The following is a 22,884-nucleotide window of genomic DNA, read 5'->3' on the forward strand; positions in this document are numbered from 1 at the left end:
GTGTCCTCTTCCTCCCTTCCTTCCTACACCGGTGACGCCAGCCCGTACGGTGGCGGCGACCCGTACGCCGACTACCGCAGCCCAGGACCGTCGGGGTTCCCCTTCACCCAGTACGCCGACCTCGCCGACCGCCGTCTCGGCGCCGGCGTCGTCGCCGCCAACGACGAGTTCTTCGCCGAGCGCGAGAACCTGCTGAAGCCGGAGGCGGCGGAGTTCGACCCCGAGCACTTCGGCCACAAGGGCAAGATCATGGACGGCTGGGAGACCCGCCGCCGCCGCGGTGTCTCCGCCGAGCAGCCCCACCCCACCGACGAGGACCACGACTGGGCGCTGATACGCCTCGGCGCGCCCGGCGTCGTACGCGGCATCGTCGTCGACACCGCCCACTTCCGCGGCAACTACCCGCAGGCCGTGTCCATCGAGGGCACCTCGGTCGCCGGGTCACCGTCGCCCGAGGAGCTGCTCTCCGGCGACGTGAAGTGGACGACGCTCGTCCCGCGCACGGCCGTCGGCGGCCACGCCGCGAACGGCTTCGCCGTCGACGCCGAACAGCGCTTCACGCACCTGCGCGTCAACCAGCACCCCGACGGCGGCATCGCCCGCCTGCGCGTGTACGGCGAGGTCGCGCCGGACCCGGCGTGGCTGGCCGCGCTCTCCACGTTCGACCTCGTGGCGCTGGAGAACGGCGGGCAGGTCGAGGACGCGTCCGACCGCTTCTACTCCCCGGCCACCAACACCATCCAGCCCGGCCGTTCCCGCAAGATGGACGACGGCTGGGAGACCCGCCGCCGCCGCGACAAGGGCAACGACTGGATCCGCTACCGACTCGTGGAGCAGTCCGAGATCCGCGCCGTGGAGATCGACACCGCCTACCTCAAGGGCAACAGCGCCGGCTGGGCCGCCCTGTCCGTACGCGACGGCGAGAGCGGGGAGTGGCGCGAGGTGCTGCCGCGCACCCGCCTGCAGCCCGACACCAACCACCGCTTCGTCCTGGACGCCCCGGCGGTGGGCACCCACGCCCGCATCGACATCTACCCCGACGGCGGCATCTCCCGGCTGCGCCTGTTCGGTTCCCTGACCGACCAGGGCGCGGCCCGGCTGACCGCCCGCCACCAGGAGCTCGGCGGCTGACGGTCCGCCGAGGGGCGGGCAGGCACGACACCCTCCCCGCCCCCGCGCGCGGGGCGCACCGACCGACAGCAACGGTGCGCCCCGCACGCACGCCGGCGCGCCCCGCACGCCCGGCGCGGCGTCTCACGCCCCGTGGCCGCCGTCGACGGAGAACTCGGCGCCTGTCACGTACGCCGCCCCCTCCCCCGCCAGATACGCGACCATGAAGGCGATCTCCTCCGCGGTGCCGAAGCGGCCGAGCGCCGTGTCCGCCTTCTGCGGCTCCGCGTACGGGCCGTCCGCCGGGTTCATGTCCGTGTCGACCGGCCCGGGGTGGACGATGTTGGCCGTGATGCCCCGCCCGCCCAACTCCCGTGCCAGCGCCTTCGTCAGTCCGATCAGGGCCGCCTTGCTCATCGCGTACAGCGTGCCGCCGGGGCCCGGTACGCGCCGCGTCATGCAGGTGCCGATCGTGATGATGCGCGAGCCGTGCCCCATCCGCGTCGCGGCGGCCTGGGACGCCATATAGACACCGCGGACGTTGGTGGCGAGCACCCTGTCCACGTCGGCGACGGTGATGTTCTCCAGCGGCGCGAGGAGCCCCACGCCCACGTTGTTCACCAGCACGTCGAGCCCGCCGAGCGCGTCCGCGGCACGTGTCACCGCCTCGGCGGCCTCGGCCGCGTCCGCGGAGTCGGCGCGCAGCGCCACGGCCCGCCGTCCGAGCGCCTCCGCCGTGCGCACGACGTCCTCGGCGGCTTCCTTCCCCGCCGTGTACGTGATGGCGACATCGGCCCCGTCGCGGGCCAGCCGCAGCGCCGTCGCCGCACCGATTCCGCGGCTTCCGCCGGTCACCAGTGCCACCTTGCCGTTCATCGAAGCCTCCGTGTGCGTTCCCAAGATTGGTTGCGGCTTCAATGACAGCGGGTCGGGGCGCCCGGCGCTGGCGGTGATCGGACGTCGTGATCGGCGCGCCGATGACTTCCGGGCGACAGTGGAGTCAGAGCTGTGACATCCGAAGGAACCTCGCGACCAGCAGTGAAAGGCCCCATCATGGCAACGCTCAGCCTCACCCAGTTCGTCTCCCTCGACGGCGTCTACCAGGCCCCTGGCGGCCCCGACGAGGACCGCCGCGGCGGTTTCGACCAGGGCGGCTGGTCCGTGCCGTACGGGGACGAGGACTTCGGCCGGTTCGTCAACGAGGTGTTCGACCGGCCCACCGCCTTCCTGCTCGGCCGCCGGACGTACGAGATCTTCGCCGGCTACTGGCCCCTGCAGACCGACCCCGCGGACCCGGTCGCCACGAAGCTCAACGCCCTGCCGAAGTACGTCGTCTCGACCACCCTCGAAAGCGCCGACTGGTCGGGCAGCAGCATCATCCGCGGCGACCTGGTCAAGGAGGTCGCCGGCCTGAAGGAGCGCACCGAGGGCGAGATCCAGATGCACGGCAGCGGCCGTCTCGCCCAGTCGCTCATGGCGCACGACCTCATCGACACGCTCTACCTGCTGACCTTCCCGGTCGTGCTCGGGGCGGGGCTGCGCCTGTTCGCCGACGGCGCGACGCCCACCGCCTTCCGGCACGTCGACGCGAGGACCACCGGCTCCGGCATCGCCATCCACACCTACGAGCTGTCCGGCCGCCCCGAGTACGGCAGCTACGTCTGAAACATGTAGCACCCACACGTCTTGCGCGGGTACGGTGATCGCTCCGTGAACGAGCCGCCGACGCCTCCGCCACGCCTGTCCGCCGGAGACGTTGGAGACCCAAGGTGTCGTCGATCGCCGTACCCGCCCCCGCGCTCACCCCACGCCGCGCGTGGCTCACCGATCTGCCCGTCCTGCTGGTGGCCGTCGTCTGGGGCGCCAGCTATCTCGCGGCCAAGGGCATCACCACCGCGCACACCGTCGTCGCCGTGCTGGTCCTGCGCTTCGCGCTCGTCGTGCCGGTGCTCGTGGTCGCGGGCCGACGGCGGCTGCGAGCCCTGAGCGCGGCCCAATGGCGCGGGGCCGGCCTGCTGGGACTCGTCCTGAGCGGGATCTTCCTGCTGGAGACGTACGGCGTCGTGCACACCTCGGCCACCAACGCCGGGCTCATCATCAGCCTCACCATGATCTTCACCCCGCTCGCGGAAGCGGCCGTGACCGGACAGCGGCCCTCCCGCTCCTTCGTCGCCGCGGCCGGCGTCTCCGTCGCCGGAGTGGTGCTGCTGACGCAGGGCGGCGGTTTCACCACGCCCTCCCTCGGAGACCTGCTGATCCTGCTCGCCGCTCTCGCGCGCACCGTCCACGTCCTGGCGATGGCCAGGATGAAGGCGGTGCGGGGCGCGGACTCGCTGTCGCTGACCACCGTCCAACTGGCCGGCGCGGTCGCGGTGTTCGCTGTGCTCGCGGCCGTCCCGGGCGCGGGGGCCTCGCCGTGGTCCGTGGCGGTCGGCTTCGGACCGGGGGAGTGGGCCGGACTGCTGTTCCTGTCGGTGTTCTGCACGCTGTTCGCCTTCTTCGTGCAGATGTGGGCCGTGCGCCGCACCTCGCCGTCGCGCGTGAGCCTGCTTCTCGGCACCGAGCCGCTGTGGGCGGCGGCAGCAGGGATGTCGATCGGCGGGGAACACCTGGGTGCACCGGGCCTGCTGGGGGCGGCGCTGGTCCTGGCGGGCACGACGTGGGGCCGCCGGGCGGCGGACGGCGCGGAGCGTTAGTGGACCATGCGGTCGCCTGTACAGGCGCGCGTGCCGACGGTCAGGACCATGTGTGGCGGAATCCGGCCAAGCCCGGGGCCAACGACCGTGTCCGGATCGCGCTGTTGGCCCATGACGTCGCCCTTGTGGATGAGGACGGCCCCCGCACACCGCCGTAGGCTGGACGAATGACGATCGTCGATCTTGCCGAGTTCGGTGCGGACTTCACGGCGGACCCTTATCCGTACTACGCCCGGCTGCGCGAGGCGGGTCCGGTCCATCTGGTGCGCGGCGCCGACGGCGGCCGGTTCTGGCTGATCGTCGGCCACGAGGAGGCACGGGCGGCGCTCGCCGACACGCGGCTGTCCAAGACGCCTGGCACGGTGGGCGTGACCATGCTCGACGAGCAGGTCATCGGTCCCAACCTGCTGGTGCTCGACCCACCCGACCACACCCGGCTGCGCAAGCTCGTCGCGCGCGAGTTCACCGGCCGGCGCGTGGAGGCGCTGCGCCCGAGGATCCAGCAGATCACCGACGAACTGATCGACGCCATGCTGCCGATGGGCCGCGGCGACCTGGTCGACGCGCTCGCCTTCCCGCTGCCGATCATCGTCATCTGCGAGCTGCTCGGCATCCCGGCCGCCCACCGCGACGACTTCCGCACGTGGTCCAACGCGATCGTCGCCCCCACCAGCGCCGAGGGCGAGTCGGACGCGGTCCACCGGCTGCGCGGCTACCTGGACGAGCTGATCGAGGACAAGCGCTGCGCCGGTCCCGCGGACGACCTGCTCTCCGCCCTGCTGAGCACACGCGCCACGGACGACGACCGCCTCTCCGCCGCCGAACTGCGGGCCCTGGCCTACCTGTTGCTCATCGCCGGCCACGAGACCACGGTCAACCTCATCTCCAACGGCGTGCGCGCGCTGCTCACCCACCCCGATCAGCTCGCCGAGCTCCGAGCCGACTTCTCGCTGCTCGACGGCGCCGTGGAGGAGATGCTGCGCTACGACGGCCCGGTGGAGAACGCCACCGTCCGCTTCAGTGTCGCCCCCGTCCCGTACGGTGACACCGTCATCCCGCCGGGCGAGACGGTCCTCGTGGGCCTCGCCGCCGGCGACCGGGACCCGGCGCGCTTCCCCGAGCCGGACCGCTTCGACATCCGCCGCGACACGCGGGGCCATCTGGCCTTCGGCCACGGCATCCACTTCTGTCTGGGCGCGCCGCTGGCCCGGCTGGAAGCCCGTGTCGCCATCCGCTCGCTGCTGGAGCGCTGCCCGGACCTCGCCCTCGACGAGTCCGCCTCCGCGTACGAGTGGCTCCCCGGCCTGCTGATGCGCGGCGTCCGCCACCTGCCGGTGCGCTGGTAGGCCGGTGACCGACGGCCCCGGCATGCCGCACACAACACCTGACGATGCGAGAGGAACGCCGTGACCACCGAAGCCGCCACCGTTGACCTCGCCGCGCTCGGCGCGGACTTCACCCGCGACCCCTATCCCGTCTACGCCGCGTTACGCGAGCGGGGACCCGTCCACCGGGTCCGGCTGCCCGAGGGGCACGAGGCATGGCTCGTCGTCGGCTACGAGGCCGGGCGCGCCGTCCTCGCCGACGATGCCCTGTCCAAGGAATGGCGCAACGCCGCCCCCGATCTCGGCGCCTCCCAGCTGTCGGCCGGCATCACCATGCTCAGCGCCGACCCGCCCCGGCACACGCGGCTGCGCAAGCTCGTGGCGCGCGAGTTCACCATGCGGCGCGTCGAGCAACTGGCCCCGCGTGTGCAGCACATCACCGACGAACTGCTGGACCGCATGGGGCCCACGGGCAGCGCCGACCTCGTCGACGCGTTCTGCTTCCCGCTGCCCATCGCCGTCATCTGCGAACTGCTGGGCGTGCCCTTCCTCGACCAGGACTCCTTCCGGCGCTGGTCCAACACCGCTCTGGCCTCGACCGACCGCGCCGAGCGGGAGGCGGCGGCGGGCGAGCTGACGACGTATCTGGCCGGGCTGCTCGCCGAGAAGCGGGACAAGCCCGGCGACGACCTCATGAGCGCGCTGATCCACCGCGCCGACGGGGACGACGACGACCGGCTCGGCGGCGACGAACTGATGGGCATGGCGTGGCTGCTGCTGATCGCCGGCCACGAGACGACGGTCAACCTGATCTCCAACGGTGTTCTCGCGCTGCTCACCCATCCCGACCAACTGGCGTCGTTGCGAGCCGACTTCTCGCTGATGGACGGAGCCGTGGAGGAGATGCTGCGCTACGACGGGCCGGTGGAGACCCCGACGTACCGCTTCACCGTCGAGCCCTACGAGATCGGCGGCACCGTTGTCCCCGGTGGCGGACAGCTGGTCCTGGTAGCCCTCGCGGACGCCGACCGCGACCCGGCCCGCTATCCCGAGCCGGACCGCTTCGACATCCGCCGCGACACGCGGGGCCATCTGGCCTTCGGCCACGGCATCCACTTCTGCCTGGGCGCGCCGCTGGCCCGGCTGGAGGCCCGTGTCGCCATCCGCTCGCTGCTGGAGCGCTGCCCGGACCTCGCCCTCGACGCGCACCCGGCCGCACTCGCGTGGCGCACGGGCATGCTGATCCGCGGCCCGGAATCCCTCCCGGTCCGCTGGTGACAGGCCTGGGGGCGCTGCCCTGGGTCGCGCCTGTGCGTGACTGGTCCGTCGGGGCGCTGCCCCTGGGGCCGCGCCTGTGCGTGACTGGTCCGTCGGGGCGCTGTCCCTGGGGCCGCGCCTGTGCGTGACTGGTCCGTCGGGGCGCTGCCCCTGGGGCCGCGCCTGTGCGTGACTGGTCCGTCGGGGCGCTGCCCCTGGGGCCGCGCCTGTGCATGACTGGTCCGTCGGGGCGCTGTCCCTGGGTCGCGCCTGTGCATGACTGGTCCGTCCGGGCTTCGTCCTCGGGCCGCGCCTGTACGCGAGTAGCCCGTCGGGGCTCCGCCCCGGGCCGTCGGGTCTCAGTCTCCCCGTCGCCCCCCGGGCGCGGGTGGGGGCTCGCCCCCGGCGAAGCCAGGGGGGAGTGCGCCCCGGCAAGGCTGATGTCGCGCGGCGGATCGCCACCCGTCCGGGGGGCCTCCACGGCCGCCAGGCCGTAGGGAGGCGACGACACCGCGCCAGGTGCGGTACCGGGGCCGGGGTCAAGCCCCAGTGACCGCGGGGCCCCGGGGCCGGGGGGCTCAGGCCGACGGGATCTCCTCCACCCGCACCGGCCGCCTCTCCCGCCGCGACAGCTCGCACGCCTCCGCCACCCGCAGCGCGGTCAGCGCCTCGCGCCCGTCGCAGGCGTTGTCCGCCTCGCCCCGCACCAGGCGGACGAACGCGTCCAGCTCCGCCTCGTACGCCGGGGCGAACCGCTCCAGGAAGCCCGGCCAGGGGTTGTCCACCGGCGGCAGGCCCTTCGGCTCCGTCGAGCTGATCGGCGTACGGTCGTCCAGCCCGACCGCGACCTGGTCGAGCTCCCCGGCCAGCTCCATCCGGACGTCGTACCCCGCGCCGTTGCAACGCGTCGCGGTCGCCGTCGCCAGCGTCCCGTCGTCCAGCGTGAGCAGCACCGCCGCGGTGTCCACGTCGCCCGCGTCGCGGAACATCGAGGGTCCCGCGTCCGACCCTGTCGCGTACACCTCCACGATCTCGCGGCCCGTCACCCACCGAAGGATGTCGAAGTCGTGGACGAGGCAGTCCCGGTAGAGCCCGCCGGACAGCGGCAGGTACGCGGCCGGCGGCGGCGCCGGGTCGGAGGTGATGGCCCGTACGGTGTGCAGCCGGCCGAGGCGGCCCGAGCGCACCAGCTCGCGGGCGGCGGTGTAGCCCGCGTCGAAGCGACGCATGAAGCCGAGCTGGAGTTCCGTGCCCGCCTCCTCCACCGCGCGCAGCGCCCGGAGCGTCCCCGGCAGGTCCAGGGCGATCGGCTTCTCGCAGAAGGCGGGCAGTCCCGCACGTGCCGCGCGGGCGATCAGGTCGGCGTGCGCGGCGGTGGCCGAGGCGATCACCACGGCGTCCACGCCCCAGGCGAAGACCTCGTCCGCGCTGGGCGCCGCGGTGGCGCCGCAGCGGTCCGCCGTCTCCACGGCACGCGCCGCGTCCGTGTCCGCCACGACCAGCGAGCCCACCTCACGATGGCGGCTCAGCACCCCCGCGTGGAAGCTGCCGATACGTCCCGTGCCGATCAGTCCGATGCGCATGGCCCAAAAATGGAGGCGGCACCGCCGCCTGTCAAGGCTTTGTCCTGACAATCGAACCTCACGACTTCCCGTCAACATGGCGTGCGACTACGCTCGCCCACGTGCCCAAGCAGCCCAGTCACGAGTCGGAACCGTCCCTCTCGCTCGCGTTGAGCGTGGACCGCACCAGCCCGGTCCCGCTCTACTTCCAGCTCGCGCAGCAGCTGGAGGCGGCGATCGAGAGGGGGGCGCTGAGCCCCGGCACCCTGCTCGGAAACGAGATCGAGCTCGCCGGCCGGCTCGGCCTGTCCCGGCCCACCGTCCGGCAGGCCATCCAGTCCCTGGTCGACAAGGGCCTGCTGGTGCGCCGCCGGGGTGTGGGCACCCAGGTCGTGCACAGCCAGGTCAGGCGCCCGCTGGAGCTCAGCAGCCTCTACGACGACCTGGAGGCGGCCGGCCAGCGGCCGGCCACGGCCGTGCTCACCAACACCGTCGAGCCCGCGAGCGCCCAGGTCGCGGCCGCGCTCGGCGTCGCCGAGGGCAGCGAGGTCCGGTTCGTGGAGCGCCTGCGCTATGCCCACGGAGAGCCGATGGCCCGGCTGCGCAACCACCTGCCCGCCGGGTTGCTGGACTGCGACACGGCCGAACTGGAGTCCACCGGGCTGTACCGGCTGATGCGCGCGGCCGGGATCACCCTGCACAGCGCCCGTCAGTCGGTGGGCGCCCGCGCGGCCGACGCGGGGGAGGCGGAGCTGCTGGGCGAGGAGGCGGGGGCGCCGCTGCTCACGATGGAGCGCACCACGTTCGACGACACGGGCCGCGCGGTCGAGTTCGGGTCGCACGTCTACCGGGCCTCGCGTTACGCCTTCGAGTTCCAGCTGCTGGTCCGTTCCTAGCGGTGTCCGGCGCGCCACCGTCGCGTAGGAATGTCGCGTAAGAATGTTCGGACAAAGTCTTGACGGGCCCGCGGGGCCACCGTAGAAACTCACCCAGCCGCAACCCGGCGGCCGGGTAAGGAGGCGGACCCCACGATGCGCAGAACCCGCACGGCAGCAGTCCTGCTCGCCGCGAGCGCCCTGGTCGTCGTCGCCGGATGCAGCAGTTCCGGCGGCAAGGAGGCCAACGAGAAGCCCTCCGCCGAGGGAGGCGGCGAGGCGGCGACGACGCCCCGGATGAAGATCGCCATGGTGACCCATTCGGGTCAGGGCGACACCTTCTGGGACATCGTCCAGAGCGGCGCGAAGGTGGCGGCCCGCAAGGACAACGTCCAGTTCCTCTACGCGGCGAACCCGGAGGGCAAGGAGCAGGCCCAGCTGGTCCAGACGTACATCGACCAGAAGGTCGACGGCATCGTCGTCACCCTCGCCAAGCCCGAGGCGATGAGCGACGTCGTCAGGAAGGCCGTCGCCGCCGGCATCCCCGTCGTCACCATCAACTCGGGAGCCGAGTTCTCCCGGGACCTCGGGGCGCTCGGCCACATCGGCCAGGACGAGTCCGTGGCGGGCGAGGCCGTCGGCGAGGAGCTGAACAAGCGCGGCAGGAAGAAGGCGCTCTGCGTCATCCACGAGCAGGGCAACGTCTCACTCGAAGCGCGCTGCGCCGGTGTGAAGAAGACCTTCGAGGGCACGGTCGAGAACCTCAACGTCGAGGGCACCAACATGCCCGCCACCACCTCGTCCATCGAGGCGAAGCTGCAGAGCGGCAAGGACATCGACGCCGTCGTCACCCTCGGGGCGCCCTTCGCCGCCGCCTCGGTGAAGGCCAAGGACGGAGCGGGCTCCGACGCGGAGATCAGCACCTTCGACCTCAACGCCGACGTGGTGAAGGCCCTCAAGGCCAAGGAGATCGCCTTCGCCGTCGACCAGCAGCCCTACCTCCAGGGCTACCTCGCCGTCGACGGACTGTGGCTCAACAAGGTCAACCGCAACGTCGTCGGCGGCGGCAAGCCGGTCCTGACCGGTCCCGCGCTCGTCACGGAGAAGGACGTCCCGGCGCTGGAGAAGCTCACGGCAGACGGCACCCGATGACGCCTCCCGGTTCCGCTCCGCCGACGGCCGCGGCCCACCCGCTGCCGACCCCGCGACCAGGCGTGACACATACTTGGGCGGCCGGGGCAGGTCGTTTCGGCCCCCGGCCGCACAGGGCGGCACAGCGAGTACGGCAAGAAGGGCACGGCGTCGTGGCACGGGCAAGGACAGGGGTACGCGCGCTGGGCGCGGTGCTGGCAGCGGTACTCGGAGCGACGACCCTGGCAGGGTGCAGCAGCACCGGTGGCAAGCGCGCCGAGGACGCCCGCAAGGCCGCCCAGAACGCCCGTGGCAAGGCCGCGGTCACGACCCCGCGATGGACCTTCGCCATGGTCACCCACTCGGGTGACGGTGACACGTTCTGGGACATCGTCCAGAGCGGAGCCGAGGAGGCGGCCGCCAAGGACAACATCAACTTCCTCTACGCCCACAGCGACGAGGGCCAGCAGCAGGCGCAGCTCGTCGACTCGTACATCTCCAAGAAGGTCGACGCGCTGATCGTCACCCTCGCCAAGCCCGACGCCATGAAGGGGGCCGTCGCCAAGGCCCGCAGGGCCGGCATCCCCGTGATCACGGTGAACTCCGGATCCGAGCAGTCCAAGGCGTTCGGCGCCCTGACCCACATCGGCCAGGACGAGTCCGTCGCAGGCGAAGCCGTCGGCGAGGAACTCGACGCGCGCGGGAAGAAGAAGGCGCTGTGCGTCCTGCACGAGCAGGGCAACGTCGGTCACGAACAGCGTTGCGCCGGGGCGGAGAAGACCTTCGGCGGGCAGATGCAGAACCTGTACGTCGACGGCACCAACATGCCCGACGTCCAGGCGTCCATCGAGGCCAAGCTGCAGGCCGACCGGTCCATCGACGCGGTCGTCACCCTCGGCGCGCCGTTCGCCGACGCCGCCGTCCAGGCCAGGAAGAGCGCCGGGTCCGAGGCCGAGATCGACACATTCGACCTCAACTCCACGGTCGCGGCCGGTCTGAAGGACGGCAGCCTCGGCTTCGCGGTGGACCAGCAGCCCTACCTCCAGGGCTACGAGGCCGTCGACCTGCTGTGGCTGTACAAGTACAACGCGGACGTCCTCGGCGGCGGCCGGCCCGTGCTGACCGGGCCGCAGATCATCACCGAGAAGGACGCCGCCGAACTCGCGGAATACACGGATCGGGGGACTCGATGAGCGCGACCGCACCACCCGCCACACCCGGCAGGACGCCGGAGGGGACCGACGAGCGGCTGCTGCGCACCTCCCCGCTGCGCAGGCTGATGGGCCGGCCGGAACTGGGCTCGGTCGTCGGCGCGGTGGCCGTCTTCGTCTTCTTCTCCGTCTTCGCCGACTCCTTCCTGAAGGCGTCCAGTTTCTCCACCGTCCTGTACGCCGCGTCGACGCTCGGCATCATGGCCGTGCCGGTCGCGCTGCTGATGATCGGCGGCGAGTTCGACCTGTCGGCCGGCGTTCTCGTGACCACCTCGGCACTCGTCTCCTCGATGTTCAGCTACCAGATGACCGCCAACGTCTGGGTGGGCGTGGGCGTCTCCCTGCTGGTGACGCTCGGCGTCGGGGCCTTCAACGGCTTCATGCTGACCCGGACGAAACTGCCGAGCTTCATCATCACGCTCGGTACGTTCCTGATGCTCGCCGGTCTCAACCTGGGCTTCACCAAGCTGATCAGCGGCACCGTGTCGACGAAGACGATCGGTGACATGGAGGGCTTCGAGTCGGCCAGGAAACTGTTCGCCTCCGAACTCACCCTCGGCGACGTGACGCTCAAGGTCACCATCCTGTGGTGGTTCGTCCTGGTCGCCCTCGCCACCTGGATCCTGCTGCGCACGCGCTTCGGCAACTGGATCTTCGCGGTGGGCGGCGGCGCGGACGCGGCCCGCGCGGTCGGCGTCCCGGTCAACCGGACAAGGATCGGGCTGTACATGGGGGTCGCCTTCGCCGCCTGGGTCTCCGGTCAGCACCTGCTGTTCTCGTTCGACGTGGTGCAGTCCGGCGAAGGCGTGGGCAACGAGCTGACGTACATCATCGCGGCCGTCATCGGCGGCTGTCTGATCACCGGGGGCTACGGCTCCGCGGTCGGCTCCGCGGTCGGCGCGTTCATCTTCGGCATGACGAGCAAGGGCATCGTCTACGCCGAGTGGAACCCGGACTGGTTCAAGTTCTTCCTCGGAGCGATGCTCCTTCTCGCGACCCTGCTCAACGCGTGGGTGCGCAAGCGTGCGGAGGCGACCTCATGAGCGCTCTGGTGGAGCTCGACGGCATCAGCAAGTACTACGGCAACATCCGCGCCCTCGAAGGCGTCTCGCTCGAGGTCCACGCGGGCGAGATCACCTGCGTCCTCGGGGACAACGGCGCGGGCAAGTCCACCCTCATCAAGATCATCGCCGGCCTGCACCGGCACGACGCCGGCACCTTCTCGATCGAGGGCGCCACGACCACGCTGAACTCGCCGCGCGAGGCGCTGGACCGCGGTATCGCCACCGTCTACCAGGACCTGGCGGTCGTCCCGCTGATGCCGGTGTGGCGCAACTTCTTCCTCGGCTCCGAGCCGACGAAGGGCACGGGCCCCTTCAAGCGCCTCGACGTGCGGACGATGCGCGAGACGACCCGGTCCGAGCTGCTGCGCATGGGCATCGACCTGCGGGACGTCGACCAGCCGATCGGCACGCTGTCCGGCGGTGAGCGCCAGTGCGTGGCGATCGCCCGCGCCGTCTACTTCGGCGCCAAGGTCCTGGTCCTGGACGAGCCGACCGCCGCGCTCGGTGTGAAGCAGTCGGGTGTGGTGCTCAAGTACGTGGCTGCCGCACGCGATGCGGGCCTCGGCGTGGTGCTGATCACCCACAACCCGCATCACGCCTATCTCGTCGGTGACCGTTTCGTCCTGCTCAAGCGGGGCGTCATGGCGGCGAGCCACACCAGGGACTCGGTCACGCTCGACGAGCTCACCCGCCAGATGGCCGGGGGCAGCGAACTGGAGGACCTGCGCCACGAGCTCGAGCGCGCGCCCGCCCCGGCACACCTGGGCGGCCACGACGTCAACGAGCCGCACACCGCCGACCAGGGCGGTGACCGGCCCACCCGCCGGGCAGGGCACTAGCATCGAGGGCGGCGGGCGCCGCCCGCCCCGGGGCCGGGGTCCGGGTCCGGGACCGCCACGACGAACCGCAGGGACGACTTGAGCACGTACCGCGACTTCACGCACCGAGGCGCCGCACGCGGCACCGTCCTCAAGACCGTCGGACCGCGCGAGCGGCGCTCCCACCTCACCGCGCCCCGGGTGCCGACCGTCGGCATCGACATCGGCGGCACCAAGGTGATGGCCGGGGTCGTCGACGCCGACGGCGTCATCCTGGAGCAGGTCCGCACCGAGACCCCGGACAAGTCCAAGAGCCCCAAGGTGGTCGAGGACACGATCTGCGAGCTGGTCCTCGACCTGTCCGACCGTCACGACGTCCACGCGGTCGGCATCGGCGCCGCCGGCTGGGTCGACGCCGACCGCTCCAAGGTCCTGTTCGCGCCCCATCTGGCCTGGCGCAACGAGCCCTTGCGCGACGCGCTCTCCGCCCGCCTCGCCGTCCCCGTCCTCGTCGACAACGACGCCAACACGGCCGCCTGGGCCGAGTGGCGCTTCGGCGCGGGCCGCGGCGAGGACCACCTCGTCATGATCACCCTCGGCACCGGCATCGGCGGCGCCATCCTGGAGGACGGTCAGGTCAAGCGCGGCAAGTACGGGGTCGCCGGTGAGTTCGGCCACATGCAGGTCGTGCCAGGCGGCCACCGCTGCCCGTGCGGCAACCGCGGCTGCTGGGAGCAGTACAGCTCCGGCAACGCGCTGGTGCGCGAGGCCAGGGAGCTCGCCGCGGCCGACTCCCCGGTGGCGTACAACATCATCGACCGGGTCGGCGGAAGCGTCCGGGACATCACCGGACCGCTGATCACCGAACTGGCCCGCGAGGGCGACGCCATGTGCGTCGAGCTGTTCCAGGACATCGGCCAGTGGCTCGGGGTCGGCATCGCCAATCTGGCCGCCGCCCTCGACCCCTCCTGCTTCGTGATCGGCGGCGGCGTCAGCGCCGCCGACGACCTGCTCATCGGCCCCGCGCGGGACGCCTTCCGCCGCCACCTCACGGGCCGCGGCTACCGGCCCGAGGCGCGCATCGCCAAGGCCCAGCTCGGCCCCGAGGCGGGTATGGTCGGTGCGGCCGACCTGGCTCGCCTGGTCGCGCGCCGCTTCCGCCGGGCGAACCGACGCCGGGTGGAGCGGCACGAACGATACGAGCGCTACGCGCAGGCCCTGCGCAGTCCGAGCTCCGTCCGTCCCACCCAGGAACCGCCGTCATGACCTCCACGCTGACCCGACCGACGATCCCCCCGGCCCCCGAGGGCAGGCGGCACATGCTGGTGCGCCGCTGGCTGACCGCGATCACCATCGTGCTGCTCGTCGGCATCCCGGCCGGCTACCTGGTGATCTCCGCCGAGCAGAGCCGCGCCAGCGGCCGGGACAAGGAGGCCGAGTCCTCGGCCACCGGCCTGCGTGACAAGTGGCCCTCGCTGATGAAGCGCCGCATCTTCGAGGTGCCGATCCCGGCGGGCTCCTGGCGCGTCGGCTACTACGAGACGAGCAACTGGAAGACCAGCCGGCTCTACGTGCAGTTCCGCACGACCCCGGGCGGGCTCGACACGTTCCTGAAGGGCGTCGGCACCAGCCGGGACGCCCTCCAGGACGGCAAGGTGACCATCAGCGACCGCGACAGCGAGGTCGTCGGCTGGAACTTCGGCCTCGAGGGCCGCGCCTGGGCGGGCACCACGCACCGAAACAAGGACCCGCGCCCCACGCAGGACATCACCGTCGACCTCACGGAACCGGCCAAGCCCTGGGTGTACGTCGTGTCCACCGCGACGCCGTAGGACCCCCGGCGCCCGCGTGCCCGGCGCGGATCTCCACCGGCTCCCCCCAGGGCGTTCACATCACGGCCCGCGGTGGCCGGAATGCGCCGTTCAGGGCGACCCCCTGACCGGATCGGCTCGTTCCACTCATTACCGTGGGGCCCGTGAGTGAGACGCAGACGCCCCCGAAGACCCTGCAGTACCGGATCGACGGTCCCGACGACGCCCCCGTGCTCATCCTCGGCCCCTCACTGGGTACCACCTGGCACATGTGGGACCGCCAGATCGGTGAGCTGTCCACGCGGTGGCGGGTGATCCGGTTCGACCTGCCCGGGCACGGCGGCGCTCCCGCGCACCCCGCCGACTCCGTCGGCGAGCTCGCCGAGCGGCTGCTGGCCACCCTCGACCTGCTCGGGGTGCAGCGCTTCGGCTACGCCGGCTGCTCCATCGGCGGCGCGGTCGGCATCGAACTCGCCCTGCGCCACCCGCACCGGCTGGCGTCCCTGGCGCTGGTCGCCGCCTCGCCCCGGTTCGGCACCGCCGACGAGTTCCGCCAGCGCGGTGTGGTCGTGCGCACCAACGGTCTCGACCCGATGGCCCGCAGCGCACCCGAGCGCTGGTTCACCGGCGGATTCGCGGCAGCCCAGCCCGCCATCGTCGAGTGGGCCGTCCAGATGGTCCGCACCACCGACCCCGGCTGCTACATCGCCGCCTGCGAGGCCCTGGCCGCCTTCGACGTGCGCCACGAACTGTCCCGCGTCGGTGTGCCCACCCTCGTCCTGGTCGGCTCCGAGGACCAGGTCACCGGCCCCGCAGAGGCCCGCACCCTGGTCGCCGGCATACCGGACGCCCGGCTCGCCCTGGTGCCCGGCGCCTCCCACCTGGCACCCGTCGAGCAGCCCGCCGCCGTGACCGACCTGCTGGCCCACCACTTCGAGACGGCCTGGAACGACACCCTGGCGTCGATCCCGGTCCCGCCGGCGCCCGCCACATCGGCGCCCGTCTCGCCCGTCGCCGAGATCGCGCCGGCCGCTCCCGAGCAGCCCGCTGCGGTGCAGTACGGCAGGCCCGACCCGTACGAAGCGGGGATGAAGATCCGCCGCGAGGTGCTCGGCGACGCGCACGTGGACCGGGCGACGGTCGCCGCCGACGACTTCACCGCCGACTTCCAGGAACTGATCACCCGCTACGCCTGGGGCGAGGTGTGGTCCCGGGAGGGCCTCGACCGACGCACCCGCAGCTGCGTCACGCTCACCGCCCTGGTCGCCCAGGGCCACCTCGACGAGCTCGCCTTCCACACGCGCGCCGCACTGCGCAACGGGCTGACGCCCGCGGAGATCAAGGAGGTCCTCATCCACGCGGCCGTCTACTGCGGCGTGCCGGCGGCCCATGCGGCGTTCAAGGTCGCCCAGGCGGTGATCCAGGAGGAGACGACGCCACGCGCATAGCAGGATGTGGCGCATGAGGATCGTCAAGAAGACCCATTCCTGCGTCCGGCTGGAGAAGGACGGGAGCACGCTCGTCATCGACCCGGGCGGCTTCAGCGAACCGGACGCGGCGCTGGGCGCCGACGCCGTCCTGGTCACGCACGAGCACCCCGACCACTTCGACGAGGGACGGCTGCGGGCCGCCCTGGAGGCGAACCCGGCCGCCGGGATCTGGACCCTGCGCAGCGTCGCGGCCCAGCTCTCGGCGGCGTTCCCCGGCCGGGTCCACACCGTCGGCCACGGCGACACCTTCACCGCCGCCGGATTCGACGTCCAGGTCCACGGCGAACTGCACGCCGTCATCCACCCGGACATCCCGCGGATCACGAACGTCGGCTACCTGGTGGACGGTTCGCTCTTCCACCCCGGTGACGCGCTGACCGTGCCGGACCGGCCCGTCGACACCCTGATGCTGCCGGTGCACGCGCCGTGGAGCAAGATCTCCGAGGTCATCGACTACGTGCGCGAGGTGCGGCCGAGGCGTGCCATCGACGTCCACGACGCCTACCTCGCCGACATCGCCCGGCCGGTCTACGACCGGCAGATCGGCGGACTGGGCGGCGCCGAGCACGGGCGTCTGGCGCCGGGGGAGGCCCGGGACCTCTGACGCCGTGCACCGGGCGGCCCGGTGCCTGTCACACCCCGCCGTTAGGCTTGCCGCATGCGTATCGCCACGTGGAACGTCAACTCGATCACCGCCCGGCTGCCGCGGCTGCTGGCCTGGCTGGAGAGCAGCGGCACCGACGTGCTGTGCGTCCAGGAGACCAAGTGCACCGAGGAGCAGTTCCCCGCCGAGGCCCTGCGCGAGCTCGGGTACGAGTCCGCGGTGCACGCCACGGGCCGGTGGAACGGCGTGGCGGTGCTCTCGCGGGTCGGCATCGACGACGTGGTCAGGGGCCTGCCCGGCGCCCCTGACTACGAGGGCGTGCAGGAGCCCCGGGCGATCTCGGCGACCTGCGGCCCGGTCCGCGTCTGGTCGGTCTACGTGCCGAACGGCCGCGAGGTGGCCCACGACCACTACGGCTACAAGCTGCGCTGGCTGGAGGCGCTGTCGGTGGCGGTGACGGAGGACGGGGCGGGCGAGCGCCCGTTCGCGGTCCTCGGCGACTTCAACATCGCCCCCACCGACGACGACGTGTGGGACGTGGCCGCGTTCGAGGGCCTGACCCATGTGACCCCGCCCGAGCGCGCCGCGCTGGAGGCGCTGCGCAAGCGCGGCCTCTCGGACGTCGTCCCCCGCCCCCTGAAGTACGAGCACCCCTTCACGTACTGGGACTACCGCCAGCTGTGCTTCCCCAAGAACCGCGGCATGCGCATCGACCTGGTCTACGGGAACGGGCCGTTCGGCAAGGCGGTCAAAGACAGTTACGTCGACCGTGAGGAGCGCAAGGGCAAGGGCGCGTCGGACCACGCACCGGTTGTTGTCGATCTCGACATCTAGCGTTTGCCGACGCGCGCCCTGTGGTGCGTCCGGCCGGGGGGATGCGAGGCTGAGCGGTATGAACATCCCTTTCTTGGACAACTGGCTCAGGCGCCATGGCGATGATCGGGAGCACGGGGGAGGGGCCGCCGCGAAGGAGTTCGATCCCGAGCGCGCGGCGGCGATCACCGAGCTGCTGTCCGAGTGCGAGCTGCTGCGCGTCCGCGCGGGGCAGGCCGGGCTGGAACTGGACGATTCCCCCGCCTCGTTGACGGCTCTCGACCAGCTGCCCCCGCGCTGGCGGGACGACCCGGAGGAGCTGCCCTGGCTGGGAAACGACGCCGGTCTGTATCTGGGCACCGTCATCGTGCGGACGGTTCCCGGCGCCTCCTGGCACGTCTGGCCGGGTGGGCACCCCGTGGTGCGGCTGGCGTCGGGCCGCGAGGTGAGCGTCGTCGAGGCGGGTCTCGAATGGGCGGTCAACGGAGCGCCCGAGCTCTCCCAGGTCTACGCGGAGGCCGCCGAGGCCTGACGGGACCGGGCTGATGTGACCGGGCGCGGAGGGTCCGCCGAGGCCGGACCAGAGGCCTTTCCGTGTCCCTCCCGCGCGCCTGAGGGATACGGAGGAGTGCTCCCTCTGCCTGGCGGAATTCTCGATTTATACGGCTTATGTCGTGTTTATGCGTGTCGGGTGTGAAGGGCCTCGCCGGGCTGGATAGTTTGCGCTGACCGCGACACGGCGACAAGGGGCAAGGCAGCGTATGGCCGTCGATCCGCTGATCGAGCTGACGTCAACACCTACTTCTGATGGCGCACGAGGTGGCGCCCGCCGCCGTAGTTCGTCCCCGTAGACGAGGGTGACGCAGGCCGTGCCGGCAGCAGCCGCCGGCCGAACAGGAACGCTGTTGCCCCGGGTCCTTCGCGCACGCCGGTGCGGGGGAGAGGGCAGCAGCTCTTGGGGCACCACCCCGCCCTGCGTGTGCGCAGGCGGCGGCAGCCGGTGATCACTCCCTCGCGGCGGGACCGACGGGCAGGACGGGTCGGCCGGCGAAAAGGAGAAGGTCAGCTGCGCGCCGGTCGGGTTGTGCCACCAGCTTGCCGGGGCGGAGCGGCCCCACGTCGTCACCGCTGTACGACGAAGGCGCCGCTCGCCCCGGATCCTTGCGCCCCGGATTCCCCGCGCGCCGGTCCGGCGCTGCGGGCCTCTCCGCCCGGGCCCCATCGACCGCTTCACCGGCGCGGCACAGGCGCGCGCCCGTGCCCGCCACCCCCGACCGCGCCCCCGGTCCCGCTCGGACTCCTCCGGCCCCGGTCAGCTCACCGCGCTGTCCGAGGTGCGCGGGGCGGGGAGGGCGCTGAGCGCGGCCCGCGTGACATCGGCCACGACCTCGACCACGTCCGGCCCGTAGGCCTGCGAGTTGACCACCTTCAGCAGCAGACAGAAGGAGTTCCGGCCGTACTTGCGGTGCAGCTTCTCGTGGTGGCGGGCCAGATAGCGGGTGGCGGCCTGGTTGGTGATGGCGCGCTGACCGCAGAACAGGAACACCGGCCGGTTTCCCTCCCCGGCCGTCAGCCGGGCCAGCAGCACGTACTCGGCCGTACCCCGCTCCATCCGGTACTGCTCCGAGCCGAGCACGAACAAGCCCTGGTCCTCGACGGGCTCCGCGTCGGTGTTGACGGACAGCCCCGGCAACAGGGTCCGCAGATGCGCCTCCATGCGCCGGTTCGAGCCCGGACCTCCAACGCAGAATTCCGTACGTTCGCCGAATCCCTGCTGCGTCGCGTCGTGTCGGACGATGTGCGCGTTTGCGCCGCAGTCCTTGATGAGCGCGGACAGTTCGAGCAGCGCGAAGACGTCGAAGCGGTGGACCGCGCCGTCGCTGCCCGCCTCCCGGTTGACGACGAGCAGGCACTCCGAGTTGCCCGGCAGGCCGAAGAACGCCTGCTTGCGCCGGAGCCTGCGCCGCCAGAGGTAGGTGCGGGCCATCCAGCCGATCGAGGCGCTGATCCCGGCGGCCACCACACCGAGCACGATGTTGCGTACGTCGTCCGTCATGGGCGCGCATGCTAGCGGTGCCGGCCGAACGGCGTACCGGCGGTCCTGACCGGGCGGCGACAACGGGGTTAGGCTGCGCGGACGTTCGCCCTCGGGAGGTACGCATGCGTCGTTCCGTCGTACGGAATGTGTCGGTACTGGCCGTTGCCGCCGCTGTCGCCTCGATCGGCGCCGCGGCACCACCGACCTCCTCCCCGCCGGGCGCGACACCTGCCAAGACCCCGGTGGCCGTCGGATACGGCGGCGCCGTCGCCAGCGTCGACGCCGACGCGTCGGCCGCCGGCATCGAGGTCCTGCGGAAGGGCGGCAACGCGGTGGACGCCGCGGTGGCCACCGCCGCCGCGCTCGGCGTCACCGAGCCGTACTCCGCGGGCATCGGCGGCGGCGGCTTCTTCGTCCATTACGACGCCAAGTCCCGTACGGTCCACACCGTCGACGGCCGCGAGACCGCGCCGCTGTCCGCCGACGCGTCCCTGTTCCTGGAGAACGGCGAGCCCATCCCGCTCGCCGAGGGCATGACGTCGGGCCTCGGGGTCGGCACGCCCGGCACCCCCGCGACCTGGCGGACCGCACTGGACGCCTGGGGCAGCAAGCCGCTGAAGGAGCTGCTGCGTCCGGCCGAGCGGCTGGCCGAGGACGGATTCACCGTCGACGCCACGTTCCGTTCCCAGACGCAGGCCAACCACGCCCGCTTCGCCGACTTCCCGGCCACCGCCGAACTCTTCCTGCCCGGCGGCCGACTCCCGGTCGTGGGCTCGGTGTTCAAGAACCCGGACCTGGCCCGCACCTACAAGGAACTCGGCCGCAAGGGCGTCGGCGCGCTCTACCGGGGGCCCATCGCCGACGACATCGTCCGCACCGTGCAGGAGCCCCCCGTCGCCGAGGGCGCGGACCGCGTCGTGCGCCCCGGCGACCTCACCCGGCGCGACCTGCGGGCCTACGAGACGATCCGCCGCGCCCCCACGAAGGTCTCCTACCGGGGACTCGACGTGTACGGCATGGCGCCGTCCTCCTCCGGCGGCACCACCGTCGGTGAGGCGCTCAACATCCTGGAGCGCTCCGACCTCTCCGCGGGCGAGACCACCCGGGCGCGGTACCTGCACCGCTTCATCGAGGCGAGCCGGATCGCGTTCGCGGACCGTGGCCGCTGGGTCGGCGACCCGGCCTTCGAGGACGTGCCCGTCGAGGGGCTGCTGTCCCAGCGGTTCGCCGACTCGCGCGAGTGCCTGATCAAGGACGACGCGGTCCTGAAGAGCCCGCTCGCACCGGGCGACCCGCGCCGGCCCGCGGCCTGCGGCTCGACCGGCGAGGCCGCGCCGACCACGTACGAGGGCGAGAACACCACGCATCTGACGACGGCCGACAAGTGGGGCAACGTCGTCGCCTACACGCTGACGATCGAGTCGACGGGCGGCAGCGGCATCACCGTGCCCGGGCGCGGCTTCCTGCTCAACAACGAGCTGACCGACTTCTCCTTCGCCCCGGCCGACCCCGCGGTCCACGATCCGAACCTGCCCGGCCCCGGGAAGCGGCCGCGTTCGTCCATGTCGCCGACGATCGTGCTCGACCACCACGACCGGCCCCTGCTGGCGCTCGGCTCGCCGGGAGGCGCGACCATCATCACCACCGTCCTGCAGACGCTGACGGGGCATCTCGACCGGGGGATGCCGCTCGTCGACGCGATCGCCGCGCCGCGCGCCAGCCAGCGCAACCAGGCGACGACCGAGCTGGAACCGGAGCTGTGGAACGACCGGGAGCTGCGCGCCGCACTCGAGGCGATCGGTCACGCCTTCCGGCTGAACCCGGAGATCGGCGCCGCGACCGGCGTACAGCGGCTGCCCGACGGGCGGTGGCTGGCCGCGGCCGAGAAGGTGCGGCGGGGCGGCGGTTCGGCGATGGTGGTGCACCCGGCGCCCTGACGTGGGGAGGTGCCGGCGGCGCGGCGGTGTAACCCGTCCGGCGGACAAAACGGAGCCGGTCCCCGTGCCCGTCGGGTAGGAATCCTTTCGACAGAAGGGATTATTGTGCACATATCACACACCGCCCTCGCGGCGGCCGCCGGTACCGTCCTTCTCGCGGCGGCGGCCCTGCCCGCCGCCGCGGCCCCGCCGCCTCGGGCCCTCGCCGACGACCGGGCAGCCCTGCCGGCCGAGGGCACGGTCGGCGCCGACGCCCTCCGGGAGGCCCTCGGCGCCTGCCGGCAGATATCCAACGGCAAGTACCGCACGGACAACGGAGCGCCCGCCGACGTCCCCGTCTGTGAACAGGACGGGGTCGTGCACTGGACCGCCGACCTCGACATCGACTGCGACGGGGTGCGCACGCGGCAGTGCAACAGCACCACCGACAGCTGGTTCCAGCCGCACACGTCCTTCCAGCAGTCCGACGGAAGGCACCTCAACGCCGCGAAGCTGCCGTTCGTCGTCGTGCCGGGCCCGAGCCGCATCTGGGACTACCAGAACTCCGGCATCCGTGGCGGAACCGTGGCCGCGCTGCTGTACCGCGACCGCGTCGTGTACGCCGTCGTCGGCGACACCGGCCCGACCGGAATCATCGGCGAGGCGTCGTACGCCGCCGCCGACGCGCTCGGTATCGATCCGCATCCGACATACGGCGGCGCCTCCTCGGGCGTGACCTACATCCTGTTCAAGAACGTGCGCGCGGCACCGATCGAGAGCCACAAGACGGCTGTCGCACTCGGCGACAAGCTGGCCCGTCGATTCGTGGGCGAGGCGGCTGACGCACGCGGCGACGACTCGGCCCGTCGGTTCGCGGACGAGGCGTTCGAGGAGCGGCGTGACGAGCCGGACGGCCGATGGGGCGACGAGGCGTTCGAGGAACGTGGCGACGAGCCGGAGGGCCGATGGGGCGACGAGGCGTTCGAGGAACGTGGCGACGAGCTGGACGGTCGATGGCGGGACGAGGCGTACGAGGAGCGTGGTGACGAGCCGGACCGTCAACTCGTCGACGCCGCCCGGAGGGAGTCGTCCGACTAGAGCGCGGTGAGGACGCGCGGCCCCGCCGGCCGTGACCGCGACCGTGTCCTCGGCGTGCGCGGCAC

Annotated in this window: 21 protein-coding genes; 18 read left to right on the forward strand and 3 right to left on the reverse strand. The window is 72.1% G+C overall.

Annotated features, from left to right (window positions below):
• Window positions 1-1,131, forward strand: a complete 1,131-nt coding sequence (alc, locus tag AB0K02_RS16090) for an allantoicase (protein ID WP_365993052.1) — start codon at window positions 1-3, stop codon at window positions 1,129-1,131.
• Between the two features lie 123 nt (window positions 1,132-1,254).
• Here alc and AB0K02_RS16095 read toward each other — a convergent pair whose 3' ends face one another.
• Window positions 1,255-1,986: an SDR family oxidoreductase gene (locus AB0K02_RS16095; RefSeq protein ID WP_365993053.1), complete on the reverse strand. Its 732-nt coding sequence runs from the start codon at window positions 1,984-1,986 to the stop codon at window positions 1,255-1,257.
• A 177-nt stretch (window positions 1,987-2,163) separates the two neighbouring features.
• Between AB0K02_RS16095 and AB0K02_RS16100 the strand changes: the two genes are divergently transcribed.
• The 4 genes from AB0K02_RS16100 to AB0K02_RS16115 all read left to right on the forward strand — a co-directional run bounded on the left by AB0K02_RS16100 (window position 2,164) and on the right by AB0K02_RS16115 (window position 6,409).
• Window positions 2,164-2,775 carry a dihydrofolate reductase family protein gene (locus AB0K02_RS16100; RefSeq protein ID WP_365993054.1) on the forward strand — a complete coding sequence of 204 codons (612 nt, stop codon included), beginning with the start codon at window positions 2,164-2,166 and terminating at the stop codon, window positions 2,773-2,775.
• A gap of 104 nt (window positions 2,776-2,879) precedes the next feature.
• Complete coding sequence (locus AB0K02_RS16105; protein WP_365993055.1) at window positions 2,880-3,806, forward strand: DMT family transporter; 927 nt, start codon at window positions 2,880-2,882, stop codon at window positions 3,804-3,806.
• A 167-nt stretch (window positions 3,807-3,973) separates the two neighbouring features.
• The gene (locus AB0K02_RS16110) at window positions 3,974-5,152 is read left to right on the forward strand and encodes a cytochrome P450 (protein WP_365993056.1); all 1,179 of its coding nucleotides are present in this window, start codon (window positions 3,974-3,976) and stop codon (window positions 5,150-5,152) included.
• Between the two features lie 60 nt (window positions 5,153-5,212).
• The gene (locus AB0K02_RS16115) at window positions 5,213-6,409 is read left to right on the forward strand and encodes a cytochrome P450 (protein ID WP_365993057.1); all 1,197 of its coding nucleotides are present in this window, start codon (window positions 5,213-5,215) and stop codon (window positions 6,407-6,409) included.
• 557 nt (window positions 6,410-6,966) lie between these two features.
• On the opposite strand, the gene AB0K02_RS16120 is transcribed toward AB0K02_RS16115, so the two are convergent.
• On the reverse strand, window positions 6,967-7,971 hold the full coding sequence (locus tag AB0K02_RS16120; protein ID WP_365993058.1) for a Gfo/Idh/MocA family oxidoreductase: 1,005 nt from the start codon (window positions 7,969-7,971) through the stop codon (window positions 6,967-6,969).
• A gap of 155 nt (window positions 7,972-8,126) precedes the next feature.
• On the opposite strand from AB0K02_RS16120, the gene AB0K02_RS16125 reads away from it, so the two are divergent.
• From AB0K02_RS16125 to AB0K02_RS16175, 11 genes are all read left to right on the forward strand, one after another.
• Window positions 8,127-8,846: a GntR family transcriptional regulator gene (locus tag AB0K02_RS16125; RefSeq protein WP_365993174.1), complete on the forward strand. Its 720-nt coding sequence runs from the start codon at window positions 8,127-8,129 to the stop codon at window positions 8,844-8,846.
• A gap of 135 nt (window positions 8,847-8,981) precedes the next feature.
• Entirely contained in the window at window positions 8,982-9,977 is a 996-nt protein-coding gene (locus tag AB0K02_RS16130) for a sugar ABC transporter substrate-binding protein (protein WP_365993059.1), read from the forward strand.
• Window positions 9,978-10,129: 152 nt separating this feature from the next.
• Complete coding sequence (locus AB0K02_RS16135) at window positions 10,130-11,149, forward strand: sugar ABC transporter substrate-binding protein (RefSeq protein ID WP_365993060.1); 1,020 nt, start codon at window positions 10,130-10,132, stop codon at window positions 11,147-11,149.
• A complete protein-coding gene (locus AB0K02_RS16140; protein ID WP_365993061.1) occupies window positions 11,146-12,210 on the forward strand; it encodes an ABC transporter permease in 1,065 nt (354 codons plus the stop codon). The genes AB0K02_RS16135 and AB0K02_RS16140 overlap by 4 nt, the downstream gene beginning before the upstream one ends.
• Complete coding sequence (locus AB0K02_RS16145) at window positions 12,207-13,070, forward strand: ATP-binding cassette domain-containing protein (protein ID WP_365993062.1); 864 nt, start codon at window positions 12,207-12,209, stop codon at window positions 13,068-13,070. Before AB0K02_RS16140 ends, AB0K02_RS16145 begins: the two co-directional genes overlap by 4 nt.
• 78 nt (window positions 13,071-13,148) lie before the next feature.
• The gene (locus AB0K02_RS16150) at window positions 13,149-14,315 is read left to right on the forward strand and encodes an ROK family glucokinase (protein ID WP_365993063.1); all 1,167 of its coding nucleotides are present in this window, start codon (window positions 13,149-13,151) and stop codon (window positions 14,313-14,315) included.
• Window positions 14,312-14,881: a hypothetical protein gene (locus AB0K02_RS16155; RefSeq protein WP_365993064.1), complete on the forward strand. Its 570-nt coding sequence runs from the start codon at window positions 14,312-14,314 to the stop codon at window positions 14,879-14,881. Before AB0K02_RS16150 ends, AB0K02_RS16155 begins: the two co-directional genes overlap by 4 nt.
• 134 nt (window positions 14,882-15,015) lie before the next feature.
• Entirely contained in the window at window positions 15,016-16,308 is a 1,293-nt protein-coding gene (gene pcaC / locus AB0K02_RS16160; RefSeq protein ID WP_365993065.1) for a 4-carboxymuconolactone decarboxylase, read from the forward strand.
• A gap of 13 nt (window positions 16,309-16,321) precedes the next feature.
• A complete protein-coding gene (locus AB0K02_RS16165) occupies window positions 16,322-16,954 on the forward strand; it encodes an MBL fold metallo-hydrolase (protein WP_365993066.1) in 633 nt (210 codons plus the stop codon).
• 54 nt (window positions 16,955-17,008) lie between these two features.
• Window positions 17,009-17,788, forward strand: coding sequence for an exodeoxyribonuclease III (locus tag AB0K02_RS16170; RefSeq protein ID WP_365993067.1), 780 nt, complete (start codon window positions 17,009-17,011; stop codon window positions 17,786-17,788).
• Window positions 17,789-17,846: 58 nt separating this feature from the next.
• Complete coding sequence (locus tag AB0K02_RS16175; protein WP_365993068.1) at window positions 17,847-18,299, forward strand: DUF6278 family protein; 453 nt, start codon at window positions 17,847-17,849, stop codon at window positions 18,297-18,299.
• Between the two features lie 780 nt (window positions 18,300-19,079).
• Here the strand turns inward: AB0K02_RS16175 and AB0K02_RS16180 are convergent.
• The gene (locus tag AB0K02_RS16180) at window positions 19,080-19,823 is read right to left on the reverse strand and encodes a hypothetical protein (protein ID WP_365993070.1); all 744 of its coding nucleotides are present in this window, start codon (window positions 19,821-19,823) and stop codon (window positions 19,080-19,082) included.
• Window positions 19,824-19,927: 104 nt separating this feature from the next.
• Between AB0K02_RS16180 and ggt the strand changes: the two genes are divergently transcribed.
• Together ggt and AB0K02_RS16190 are read left to right on the forward strand one after the other, a co-directional pair.
• Window positions 19,928-21,742, forward strand: a complete 1,815-nt coding sequence (gene ggt / locus AB0K02_RS16185) for a gamma-glutamyltransferase (RefSeq protein ID WP_365993072.1) — start codon at window positions 19,928-19,930, stop codon at window positions 21,740-21,742.
• Between the two features lie 105 nt (window positions 21,743-21,847).
• Complete coding sequence (locus AB0K02_RS16190; RefSeq protein ID WP_365993073.1) at window positions 21,848-22,819, forward strand: glycoside hydrolase family 75 protein; 972 nt, start codon at window positions 21,848-21,850, stop codon at window positions 22,817-22,819.
• The last annotated feature ends 65 nt before the right edge of the window (window positions 22,820-22,884 follow it).

Origin of the sequence: Streptomyces sp. NPDC049597 (assembly GCF_040675505.1) — a bacterium.
Taxonomy (GTDB): domain Bacteria; phylum Actinomycetota; class Actinomycetes; order Streptomycetales; family Streptomycetaceae; genus Streptomyces.

Excerpts from the sequence above, each read along its gene's own strand:
- AB0K02_RS16095 (WP_365993053.1), bottom strand. The coding sequence starts at position 1,986 with ATGAACGGCAAGGTGGCACTGGTGACCGGCGGAAGCCGCGGAATCGGT.
- AB0K02_RS16180 (WP_365993070.1), bottom strand. The coding sequence starts at position 19,823 with ATGACGGACGACGTACGCAACATCGTGCTCGGTGTGGTGGCCGCCGGG.
- AB0K02_RS16100 (WP_365993054.1), top strand. The coding sequence starts at position 2,164 with ATGGCAACGCTCAGCCTCACCCAGTTCGTCTCCCTCGACGGCGTCTAC.
- AB0K02_RS16120 (WP_365993058.1), bottom strand. The coding sequence starts at position 7,971 with ATGCGCATCGGACTGATCGGCACGGGACGTATCGGCAGCTTCCACGCG.
- AB0K02_RS16175 (WP_365993068.1), top strand. The coding sequence starts at position 17,847 with ATGAACATCCCTTTCTTGGACAACTGGCTCAGGCGCCATGGCGATGAT.
- AB0K02_RS16140 (WP_365993061.1), top strand. The coding sequence starts at position 11,146 with ATGAGCGCGACCGCACCACCCGCCACACCCGGCAGGACGCCGGAGGGG.
- AB0K02_RS16170 (WP_365993067.1), top strand. The coding sequence starts at position 17,009 with ATGCGTATCGCCACGTGGAACGTCAACTCGATCACCGCCCGGCTGCCG.
- AB0K02_RS16110 (WP_365993056.1), top strand. The coding sequence starts at position 3,974 with ATGACGATCGTCGATCTTGCCGAGTTCGGTGCGGACTTCACGGCGGAC.
- ggt (WP_365993072.1), top strand. The coding sequence starts at position 19,928 with ATGCGTCGTTCCGTCGTACGGAATGTGTCGGTACTGGCCGTTGCCGCC.
- AB0K02_RS16165 (WP_365993066.1), top strand. The coding sequence starts at position 16,322 with ATGAGGATCGTCAAGAAGACCCATTCCTGCGTCCGGCTGGAGAAGGAC.
- AB0K02_RS16155 (WP_365993064.1), top strand. The coding sequence starts at position 14,312 with ATGACCTCCACGCTGACCCGACCGACGATCCCCCCGGCCCCCGAGGGC.
- AB0K02_RS16130 (WP_365993059.1), top strand. The coding sequence starts at position 8,982 with ATGCGCAGAACCCGCACGGCAGCAGTCCTGCTCGCCGCGAGCGCCCTG.
- AB0K02_RS16145 (WP_365993062.1), top strand. The coding sequence starts at position 12,207 with ATGAGCGCTCTGGTGGAGCTCGACGGCATCAGCAAGTACTACGGCAAC.